The sequence below is a fragment of the Streptomyces arenae genome (genome assembly GCF_022343545.1).
GTDB lineage: Bacteria > Actinomycetota > Actinomycetes > Streptomycetales > Streptomycetaceae > Streptomyces > Streptomyces humi.
The window spans coordinates 130,793-141,537 of sequence record NZ_JAKQYH010000097.1 but is presented as its reverse complement, the minus strand read 5'-3'; the positions used below and the strand labels follow the sequence as shown (position 1 = coordinate 141,537).

General features: G+C 71.6%; 6 protein-coding genes. 4 read left to right on the top strand and 2 right to left on the bottom strand.

Features of this window, described 5'->3' with window-relative positions; all coding sequences use genetic code 11:
• Positions 1-8: 8 nt before the first annotated feature.
• Positions 9-1,127: an ADP-ribosylglycohydrolase family protein gene (locus MB828_RS45940; protein WP_301653347.1), complete on the bottom strand. Its 1,119-nt coding sequence runs from the start codon at positions 1,125-1,127 to the stop codon at positions 9-11.
• Positions 1,124-2,317 (bottom strand): ADP-ribosylglycohydrolase family protein, encoded by a 1,194-nt coding sequence (locus MB828_RS45935; protein WP_301653346.1) that lies wholly within the window; start codon positions 2,315-2,317, stop codon positions 1,124-1,126. The genes MB828_RS45940 and MB828_RS45935 overlap by 4 nt, the downstream gene beginning before the upstream one ends.
• Before the next feature lie 296 nt (positions 2,318-2,613).
• On the opposite strand from MB828_RS45935, the gene MB828_RS45930 reads away from it, so the two are divergent.
• The 4 genes from MB828_RS45930 (at position 2,614) to MB828_RS45915 (ending at position 10,681) form a co-directional block, all read left to right on the top strand.
• The gene (locus tag MB828_RS45930) at positions 2,614-3,345 is read left to right on the top strand and encodes a VIT1/CCC1 transporter family protein (protein ID WP_133028320.1); all 732 of its coding nucleotides are present in this window, start codon (positions 2,614-2,616) and stop codon (positions 3,343-3,345) included.
• Between the two features lie 376 nt (positions 3,346-3,721).
• Positions 3,722-8,317, top strand: a complete 4,596-nt coding sequence (gltB, locus tag MB828_RS45925; RefSeq protein ID WP_301653345.1) for a glutamate synthase large subunit — start codon at positions 3,722-3,724, stop codon at positions 8,315-8,317.
• Entirely contained in the window at positions 8,310-9,770 is a 1,461-nt protein-coding gene (locus MB828_RS45920; protein WP_133028322.1) for a glutamate synthase subunit beta, read from the top strand. Before gltB ends, MB828_RS45920 begins: the two co-directional genes overlap by 8 nt.
• Positions 9,771-9,919: 149 nt before the next feature.
• Positions 9,920-10,681 carry a vWA domain-containing protein gene (locus MB828_RS45915; RefSeq protein WP_301653344.1) on the top strand — a complete coding sequence of 254 codons (762 nt, stop codon included), beginning with the start codon at positions 9,920-9,922 and terminating at the stop codon, positions 10,679-10,681.
• Positions 10,682-10,745: the final 64 nt, after the last annotated feature.

Below are 10,745 nucleotides of genomic sequence, written 5' to 3'. Positions count from 1 at the left end.
GCACCGAATCATCCACCTGGACGGGCCGGTTGTGCGGCTTCCAGGAGTCCGGCGAGTTCCACGAGGTCGGTGCCGGTGAGGCGAGGGAGGGCGCAGCCGGAGAGGGTCCGGCAGGCGTCCCGCCAGGACGGCGGGATGGACTCGGCGCCGCCGAGGGCGCCGGTGAGCGCGCCGGCCAGCGCGGGGGCGGAGTCGGCGACCCTGGACAGACAGGCGGCGGCCGGTACGGCCTCGGCGATCCGGCCGCGCGCGGCGGTGGCCAGGGCGAGGGCGACCGGGACGGTCTCGGCGGCCGCGATGCCGTAGCTGTAGACGTGGTCGACGATCTGGTGTTCGAGGAGGGGGACGGCGGCGAACGCGGTGTCGGCCGCGCCGGTGAGGGTCAGGGCGTGGCGGGCGTTGCGGCCGATCTCGGTGGACTCCGGGAGTTCGGCGAGGGCGGCGGCCACGCACGCCTCGACCTCGGCGCCGGCCAGGGCGAGGGCGAGGGCGGCGGCCATGGCGCGGGCGCCGTGCACGCCGTCGCCGTCCTGGGTGTAGCGGGCGTCGAACTCGGCGAGGTCGGCGGCGCGTCGCGGGTCGCCGGGGTGGGCGACGGCGAGCGCGCAGGCGCGGACGCAGGCGGCGTCGTCGAAGTAGTGCGGGTTGTCGTGACCGGATGCCGGCGGGCGCAGACCGGTGGCGAGGTTGCCGAGACCGGCGCGCACGGAGATGCGGGCGCGCAGCGGGAGCACGGCGGACTCGACCTCGGGGGCGCGTTCCGCGGCGGCGGCGACCTCGGAGGCCACGGCGGTCCAGGTGAGGTCGATGGCGGCGCGGGTGCGGAGCTCGCGGCTGAGGTCGCCGAGGAGGGTGTCGTCGCCGGCGCGGAGGACGGCCTCGGCGGCGAAGGCGGCCCATTCGGCGTCGTCGGAGGGGCCGAGGCGGAGCGGCTCGGGGGACTGGTTGAGGGCGATGGGGACGGGGAGGGTGGTGGTCGCGTTCTGTTCGGCGAAGGTGTCCAGTTCGCGGGTGAGACGGCGGGTCCACTCCGGCATGCGGGCGGCGCGGTGCCGGGCGGCGGGCCAGCCGGCGGCGTCCCCGGCGGCGAGGCCGAGCAACAGCCCCTCGATCCGGCGCCGGTTCACCGCCGGCCCTCGCTGCCGGTGACGCGCAGGGGGGTCCGCCCTCCGGACCCCCGGAGCCTCGCCCGCCCACCACCCGACTCGTTCGGAAGAAAGGCGGACGCCGAGGAGTGGCGCTCGGTCTCCGCCGGTGCCGTCCCCGTCAGCTCCGCCGGCGCCGTCCCCGTCAGCTCTGCCGGCGCCGTCCTCGTCGGCGCCGTCCGCGTCAGCCGTTCCGCCACCTCCAGTACGTGCTGTCCCGCCATCGACGGCAGGCAGCTCCCGCGAGCCGGGCCGATCGCCGCGCCCCACTCCGGCGGGATCGCGGCCTCGCCCCGGGTCGCCCCCGCCAGCGCGCCCGCGACCGCCGCCGTGGTGTCCGCGTCGCGGCCCATGTTGACGGCGGTCAGCACCGCGTCCCGGAAGTCGCCGTCGGCCGCCGCGTACGCGCCGAAGGCCAGGGCCACCGCCTCGGGGGCCAGGTCGGTCCACGGGTAGCCGCCGATGACCACCGCCGAGCGGACCGCCCGCTCCCCGCGGTGGGCCACCGACACGGCCCGGCGCAGCGAACGCGCCGTCCAGGAGTCGTCCGGGATCACCGCGAGCGCGGCCGCGACCACCGCCGTGGGGGGAGCCCCCGCCATGGCCGCCGCCACGCCCGCCGCCACCGCCTGGCCGCCGTAGATGCCCTCGCCCTCGTGGCTCACGGAGCCGTCGATGGCGACGAGACGGGCCGCTTCGGCGGGGCGGCCGGCCGCGAAGACCCCGAAGGGTGCCGCCCGCATGGCCAGGCCGTCGCTCCAGGCGTGCCGGTGCTGGGCGGAGATCGGCGCGGCGAGGCCCCGGCGCAGGTTCTCCAGCGTGCCGCGTTCGCTGAAGCCCGCGCCCCTGAAGGGGCCCTCGGCGCGGCTGGCGATCCACTCGTGCCAGGCCGCCTCGACATGGCCGGGGGTGAGCGCCGAGCCGTGCCGGGCGAGGAGCAGACCGGAGAAGATCGCGTACTCCGTGTCGTCGGTCCCCGCCGGGTTGTCGGTGACGTACCCCGTGATGCGGCCCCAGCGGGCGCGGATCTCGGAGGGCTTCATGTTCTCCGCCGGCGCCCCGAGCGCGTCCCCGACGGCCAGCCCGAGCAGCGCGCCCCGGGCCCGCTCGCGCGGGGCGGGGGCGGGCTCGTCGGGGAGGGGGACCGAGGTGGCGCAGACGACAGATGGCATGGGCGGGCCTCTCCGGGAGGGGCTTCGCGCACGGGCGCGGAACCGTTTGCGGATGTGTCCCACCAACGGCGGTTGACCGCAGCCTCCCAGGTCTCTACATCACCCGGTCGACAGCTGTGCAAGCCCTCGCACACCTGAGCGGTGAGCGGTAAAACCGCAGGTTAGCCCAGCCTTTCCTTGCTGGCGACGTGGAATGCGGCGACGTACTGTGGCGTTGTCAAAAGATAGAACTTGTCCAAAGTTAGCTTTGCCTCAGCTTATGCGAGGCCGCCTCACGAGACTCCTGGGGGACCCTCATGGCCATCATCGAAACCGAAGCGACGCTCCACGCGGCCCACCGCGACAACCACACCCACCGCGACGTCAACGGCGGCTGGCTACGGCCCGCCGTCTTCGGTGCCATGGACGGCCTGGTCTCCAACCTCGCGCTGATGACCGGCGTGGCGGGCGGCGCCGTCGGTCACCAGACCATCGTCATCACCGGCCTCGCGGGGCTCGCCGCCGGTGCCTTCTCCATGGCGGCGGGCGAGTACACGTCCGTCGCCTCGCAGCGCGAACTCGTCGAGGCCGAGCTGGACGTCGAGCGCCGGGAGCTGCGCCGCCATCCGCAGGACGAGGAGGCCGAGCTGGCCGCGCTGTACGAGGCGAGGGGCGTGGAGCCGGCGCTCGCGCGGGAGGTCGCCCGGCAGCTGTCCGCCGATCCCGAGCAGGCCCTTGAGATACACGCGCGCGAGGAGCTGGGGATCGACCCCGGTGATCTGCCGTCGCCGCTGGTCGCCGCCGTGTCGTCCTTCGGGTCGTTCGCGCTGGGCGCCCTCCTCCCCGTGCTGCCGTTCCTGCTCGGTGCCACCGCGCTCTGGCCCGCCCTGCTGCTGGCCCTCGCCGGGCTGTTCGGCTGCGGTGCCGTGGTGGCCAAGGTGACCGCACGGAGCTGGTGGTTCAGCGGGCTGCGGCAGCTCGCCCTCGGTGGCGCGGCGGCCGGTGTGACGTACGCCCTGGGCGCACTGTTCGGAACGGCCGTAGGATAGGCGGACCGCTACTTATGCGTTGGGCCGCATAAGTAGCCGTTACTCGCTGGTTTCGAATGCTTAACCACTGGGCATGAGCCGTAAGCGCCGCAGGCAATGACGCCTGTCATGCACCTTCGGGGTGACACGACGCTCATCCCCACCCCCCGCGGACCGATGGACACGGATCTGTCCCGATCGGTCCCCCACCGCCTTCGCCGCCCGGCGCGGTACCCCGCCGTAAACCCCTGCGGCGTCCGCATGTTGGAACGGTGTATCCGGTTCCCGAGAATCGCTCCATCATGTAACCTGCGTGAAATTTCGCAACAAAAAACGCAGAGGGCCAGCGTCGTCCCTCGGCACCTGCTATATGCCACTGACGACGACGGGAGAGCCGATGCGTACGCCGCGCCAGCCGTCCCAGCACTCCGCGAATGGCCAGAACTGGTCCTTCATGGATGCTCGCCCTGCTGCGCAGGGTATGTACGACCCCCGCAACGAGCGCGACGCCTGTGGCGTCGGCTTCGTGGCCACCCTCACCGGCGAGGCGAGCCATGCGCTGGTCGAGCAGGCGCTCACGGTGCTGCGCAACCTGGAGCACCGCGGCGCCACCGGTTCCGAGCCGGACTCCGGCGACGGTGCGGGCCTGCTCTCCCAGGTGCCCGACACCTTCTTCCGTGAGGTGGCCGGATTCGACCTGCCGGCGGCCGGTTCCTACGCCGTCGGTATCGCCTTCCTCCCGGAGGACGGCACCGAGGACGCCGTCTCGCGGATCGAGACGATCGCGGACGAGGAGGGCCTCACCGTCCTCGGCTGGCGCGAGGTCCCGGTCGCCCCGGAACTGCTCGGCGCCACCGCCCGTTCCACCATGCCGGTCTTCCGGCAGGTCTTCGTGACCGACCACGCCAGCGAGGGCATCGCGCTGGACCGCAAGGCGTTCGTGCTGCGCAAGCGCGCCGAGCGCGAGGTGGGCGTCTACTTCCCGTCGCTGTCCGCGCGGACCATCGTCTACAAGGGCATGCTGACCACCGGCCAGCTCGAGCCCTTCTTCCCGGACCTGTCCGACCGCCGCTTCGCGTCCGCGATCGCGCTCGTGCACTCCCGGTTCTCCACCAACACCTTCCCGTCGTGGCCGCTCGCCCACCCGTACCGGTTCGTCGCCCACAACGGTGAGATCAACACCGTCAAGGGCAACCGCAACTGGATGGTCGCCCGCGAGTCCCAGCTGGTCTCCGACCTGTTCGGCCCGCAGGAGAAGCTCGACCGGGTCTTCCCGATCTGTACGCCCGACGCCTCCGACTCGGCGTCCTTCGACGAGGTGCTCGAACTCCTGCACCTGGGCGGCCGTTCGCTGCCGCACTCCGTGCTGATGATGATCCCGGAGGCGTGGGAGAACCACGACTCCATGGACGCGGCCCGCCGCGCCTTCTACGGCTACCACTCCACGATGATGGAGCCCTGGGACGGCCCCGCCTGCGTCACCTTCACCGACGGCTCCCAGGTCGGTGCCGTGCTCGACCGCAACGGCCTGCGCCCCGGCCGCTACTGGGTCACCGACGACGGCCTGGTCGTCCTCGGCTCCGAGGTCGGCGTCCTCGACATCGACCCGTCGAAGGTCGTCCGCAAGGGCCGCCTCCAGCCGGGCCGGATGTTCCTCGTCGACACCGTCGAGCACCGCATCATCGAGGACGACGAGATCAAGGCGGCCCTCGCCGCCGAGCACCCGTACGCGGAGTGGCTGGAGGCCGGCGAGATCGAGCTCGGCGACCTGCCCGAGCGCGAGCACATCGTGCACACCCACGCCTCGGTCACCCGCCGCCAGCAGACCTTCGGCTACACCGAGGAGGAGCTGCGCGTCATCCTGGCGCCGATGGCCAAGGCCGGCGCCGAGCCGATCGGCTCCATGGGCACCGACTCGCCGATCGCCGCGCTGTCCGCCCGCCCGCGGCTGCTCTTCGACTACTTCACCCAGCTGTTCGCGCAGGTCACCAACCCGCCGCTGGACGCCATCCGGGAGGAGCTCGTCACCTCCCTGCGCTCGTCCCTCGGCCCCGCCGGCAACCTGCTGGAGCCGACCGCCGCGTCCTGTCGCAGCGTCGTGCTGCCCTTCCCGGTGATCGACAACGACGAGCTGGCCAAGCTCATCCACATCAACGCCGACGGCGACATGCCCGGCTTCAAGGCCGCGACCCTGTCCGGCCTGTACCGGGTCTCCGGCGGCGGCGACTCGCTCGCCGCGCGCATCGAGGAGATCTGCGCCGAGGCCGACGCCGCCATCGAGAACGGCGCCCGGCTGATCGTCCTGTCGGACCGCCACTCGGACGCCGAGCACGCGCCGATCCCCTCGCTGCTGCTCACCGCCGCCGTGCACCACCACCTCATCCGTACCAAGCAGCGCACCCACGTGGGCCTGCTCGTCGAGGCCGGTGACGTCCGCGAGGTCCACCACGTCGCCCTGCTGATCGGCTTCGGCGCGGCCGCCGTCAACCCGTACCTGGCCATGGAGTCCGTCGAGGACCTGGTCCGCGCGGGCACCTTCCTGCCGGGCATCGAGGCCGAGCAGGCCATCCGCAACCTGATCTACGCCCTCGGCAAGGGCGTCCTGAAGGTCATGTCCAAGATGGGCATCTCGACGGTCGCCTCCTACCGCGGCGCCCAGGTCTTCGAGGCCGTCGGTCTCGAAGCGGGCTTCGTGGAGAAGTACTTCAACGGCACCGCCTCCAAGATCGGCGGCGTCGGCATCGACGTCATCGCCAAGGAGGTCGCCGCCCGGCACGCCAAGGCCTACCCGGCCTCCGGCATCGCGCCGGCGCACCGTGCCCTCGACATAGGCGGCGAGTACCAGTGGCGCCGCGAGGGCGAGCCGCACCTGTTCGACCCGGAGACGGTCTTCCGCCTCCAGCACTCCACGCGCTCGAACCGCTACGACATCTTCAAGAAGTACACGGACCGCGTGAACGAGCAGTCCGAGCGCCTGATGACGCTGCGCGGGCTCTTCGGCTTCAAGAGCGACCGCCCGTCGATCTCCATCGACGAGGTCGAGCCGGTCTCCGAGATCGTCAAGCGCTTCTCCACCGGCGCCATGTCGTACGGCTCCATCTCGCGTGAGGCCCACGAGACCCTCGCCATCGCCATGAACCAGCTGGGCGGCAAGTCCAACACCGGTGAGGGCGGCGAGGACCCGGAGCGCCTGTACGACCCGGCGCGGCGCAGCGCGATCAAGCAGGTCGCCTCCGGTCGCTTCGGTGTCACCTCCGAGTACCTGGTCAACGCGGACGACATCCAGATCAAGATGGCCCAGGGCGCCAAGCCCGGCGAGGGCGGCCAGCTGCCCGGCCACAAGGTCTACCCGTGGGTCGCCAAGACCCGGCACTCCACCCCGGGTGTCGGCCTGATCTCGCCGCCGCCGCACCACGACATCTACTCCATCGAGGACCTGGCTCAGCTGATCCACGACCTCAAGAACGCGAACCCGAAGGCCCGGATCCACGTCAAGCTGGTCTCCGAGGTCGGCGTCGGCACGGTCGCCGCGGGCGTCTCCAAGGCGCACGCGGACGTGGTGCTGATCTCCGGTCACGACGGCGGCACGGGTGCCTCCCCGCTGACCTCGCTGAAGCACGCGGGCGGCCCCTGGGAGCTCGGCCTCGCCGAGACCCAGCAGACCCTGCTGCTCAACGGCCTGCGCGACCGCATCGTGGTGCAGACCGACGGCCAGCTGAAGACCGGCCGGGACGTGGTCATCGCCGCGCTGCTCGGCGCCGAGGAGTTCGGTTTCGCGACCGCGCCGCTCGTCGTCTCCGGCTGCATCATGATGCGCGTCTGCCACCTCGACACCTGCCCGGTCGGCGTCGCCACCCAGAACCCGGTGCTGCGCGACCGCTTCAACGGCAAGGCCGAGTACGTGGTGAACTTCTTCCAGTTCATCGCCGAGGAGGTCCGCGAGATCCTCGCCGAGCTGGGCTTCCGCACCATCGAGGAGGCCGTCGGCCACGCGGAGACGCTGGACGTCACCCGTGCCGTCGACCACTGGAAGGCGCAGGGCCTGGACCTGACCCCGCTCTTCCACGTGCCCGAGCTGCCCGAGGGCGCGGCCCTGCACCAGACGATCGCGCAGGACCACGGCCTGGAGAAGGCCCTGGACAACGAGCTGATCAAGCTCGCCGCGGACGCCCTGGCCGCCTCCAGCGCCACCGACGCCCACCCGGTGCGCGCCCAGGTCAAGGTGCGCAACATCAACCGCACGGTCGGCACCATGCTCGGCCACGAGGTGACGAAGAAGTTCGGCGGCGCGGGCCTGCCCGACGACACCATCGACATCACCTTCACCGGCTCGGCCGGCCAGTCCTTCGGCGCCTTCCTGCCGCGCGGTGTCACGCTCCGCCTGGAGGGCGACGCCAACGACTACGTCGGCAAGGGCCTGTCCGGCGGCCGGGTGATCGTCCGTCCGGACCGGAACGCCGACCACCTCGCGGAGTACTCCACCATCGCGGGCAACACCATCGCCTACGGTGCGACCGGCGGCGAGCTGTTCCTGCGCGGCCGCACCGGCGAGCGGTTCTGCGTCCGCAACTCCGGCGCGACCGTCGTCTCGGAAGGCGTGGGCGACCACGGCTGCGAGTACATGACCGGTGGTCACGCGGTGGTCCTTGGTGAGACGGGCCGCAACTTCGCGGCCGGTATGTCCGGCGGCATCGCGTACGTGATCGACCTGAACGTCGACAACGTCAACGCCGGCAACCTGGAGGCCGTCGAGGCGCTCGACGACACCGACAGGCAGTGGCTGCACGACGTGGTGCGCCGGCACGCCGAGGAGACCGGCTCCACGGTCGCCGAGAAGCTGCTCGCCGACTGGGACACGGCCGTGCAGCGGTTCAGCAAGATCATTCCCGGTACTTTCAAGGCAGTGCTCGCCGCCAAGGACGCCGCCGAGCGAGCGGGTCTCTCCGAGACCGAGACCCACGAGAAGATGATGGAGGCGGCGATCAATGGCTGACCCGAAGGGCTTCCTGAACCACGGCCGTGAGGTCGCCGAGACCCGCCCCGTCGCCGACCGGGTCCGGGACTGGAACGAGGTCTACGTCCCCGGCTCGCTGCTGCCGATCATCAGCAAGCAGGCCAGCCGGTGCATGGACTGCGGCATCCCGTTCTGCCACAACGGCTGTCCGCTCGGGAACCTGATCCCCGAGTGGAACGACTTCGCCTACCGCGAGGACTGGACCGCCGCGTCGGAGCGGCTGCACGCGACCAACAACTTCCCGGAGTTCACCGGTCGCCTCTGCCCGGCCCCCTGCGAGTCGGCGTGCGTGCTCGGCATCAACCAGCCGCCTGTCACCATCAAGAACGTCGAGGTCTCCATCATCGACAAGGCGTGGGACGCGGGCACCGTCGCCCCGCAGGCCCCCGAGCGCCTGTCGGGCAAGACCGTCGCCGTCATCGGGTCCGGTCCGGCGGGTCTGGCCGCCGCCCAGCAGCTGACCCGGGCCGGCCACACGGTCGCCGTCTACGAGCGCGCCGACCGCATCGGCGGCCTGCTCCGCTACGGCATCCCCGAGTTCAAGATGGAGAAGCGGCACATCAACCGCCGTATCGAGCAGATGCGCGCGGAGGGCACCCGCTTCCGTACCGGGATCGAGATCGGCGTCGACCTCAAGGCGACCGACCTGAAGAAGCGGTACGACGCGGTCGTCATCGCCGCCGGCGCCACCACCGCCCGTGACCTCCCGGTCCCCGGCCGTGAACTCAAGGGCGTCTACCAGGCGATGGAGTACCTGCCGCTGTCCAACAAGGTCCAGGAGGGCGACTACGTCACCTCTCCGATCACGGCCGAGGGCAAGCACGTCGTCGTGATCGGCGGCGGTGACACGGGCGCGGACTGCGTGGGCACCGCCCACCGCCAGGGCGCGGCCTCCGTCACCCAGCTGGAGATCATGCCCCGGCCGGGCGAGGACCGCGCGCCGCACCAGCCGTGGCCGACCTTCCCGATGCTCTACAAGGTCACCTCGGCGCACGAGGAGGGCGGCGAGCGGGTCTACTCCGTCTCCACCACCCACTTCGAGGGCGACGAGGACGGCAACGTCCAGTGGCTGCACCTCACCGAGGTGGAGTTCGTCGACGGCAAGCTGACCCCGAAGCCGGGCACCGAGCGGAAGATCCCCGCTCAGCTGGTCACCCTGGCCATGGGCTTCACCGGCACCGACCGGGCCAACGGCCTGGTCGAGCAGTTCGGTCTCGACCTCGACGAGCGCGGCAACGTCGCCCGCGACGCCGACTTCCAGACCAACGTGCCGGGTGTCTTCGTCGCCGGTGACGCGGGCCGCGGCCAGTCCCTGATCGTCTGGGCGATCGCCGAGGGCCGCTCGGCCGCCAAGGGCGTCGACCGCTTCCTCACCGGAGCGAGCGACCTCCCGGCCCCGATCCGCCCGACGGACCGCTCGCTGATGGTCTGACGACCTCCTGAGAACGTCCCGTACAAAGGCGTACGGAACACTGACGGCGCCTGCCCCACAGTCCCCGACCGGACGACCGGGCAGGCGCCGCCGCATGTCCGCTGATCAAGTAACCTCGGCCTCCTGACCACGGGTTGAGGGAGCAGACGATGGCCGCGATCAGTCTCAGCAAGGTGGAGCGGACGGCGCCCGCCCTCGTCGGTACCTACCGCTCCGCCGGGATCTCCCTCACCAAGCACGGACTCGACGGCCTGCGTGCCGCCGTCTACCTGGTCGTCGACTACTCCGGCTCCATGAAGCCGTACTACGCGGACGGCAGCGTCCAGGCGCTGGCCGACCGGGTGCTGGGGCTCTCCGCGCACCTCGACGACGACGGCCGGGTGCCCGTCGTCTTCTTCTCCACCGACATCGACGCGGTCACCGACATCGAACTCGCCGGCCACGAGGGCCGGATCGAGAAGATCGCGGCCGGGCTGGGGCACATGGGCAGGACCAGCTACCACCTCGCCATGGACGCGGTCATCGACCACTACCTCGACAGCGGCGCCACGGCACCCGCCCTGGTCGTCTTCCAGACCGACGGCGGCCCGGTCAACAAGCTCGCCGCGGAACGCTACCTGTGCAAGGCGGCGAAGCTGCCGCTGTTCTGGCAGTTCGTCGGCTTCGGCGACCCGCGCAGCAAGCAGTTCGACTTCCTGCGCAGGCTCGACGAGCTGGCGGTGCCGGGGAAGCGGGTGGTGGACAACGCGGGCTTCTTCCACGCCGGTTCGGACCCGCGGAAGGTCCCGGACGGGGAGCTGTACGACCGGGTCGTCGGAGAGTTCCCGCAGTGGCTGGCGGCGGCGCGGGCGGCGGGCATCGTCGGGCCGGGTGCCGGAGTGGGCATCGGGCCGGGCGTCGGGGCGGCCTGAGTTTACGTCGCCCCGTTGGCTGTAGCGCTCCGGCATGCCACCCTGAGGGGTGATCCGGCGGGGA

Bases quoted from the DNA above. Each gene is read 5' to 3' on its own strand.
- MB828_RS45915 (WP_301653344.1), top strand. From the start codon at position 9,920: ATGGCCGCGATCAGTCTCAGCAAGGTGGAGCGGACGGCGCCCGCCCTC.
- MB828_RS45930 (WP_133028320.1), top strand. From the start codon at position 2,614: ATGGCCATCATCGAAACCGAAGCGACGCTCCACGCGGCCCACCGCGAC.
- MB828_RS45920 (WP_133028322.1), top strand. From the start codon at position 8,310: ATGGCTGACCCGAAGGGCTTCCTGAACCACGGCCGTGAGGTCGCCGAG.
- MB828_RS45935 (WP_301653346.1), bottom strand. From the start codon at position 2,317: ATGCCATCTGTCGTCTGCGCCACCTCGGTCCCCCTCCCCGACGAGCCC.
- gltB (WP_301653345.1), top strand. From the start codon at position 3,722: ATGCGTACGCCGCGCCAGCCGTCCCAGCACTCCGCGAATGGCCAGAAC.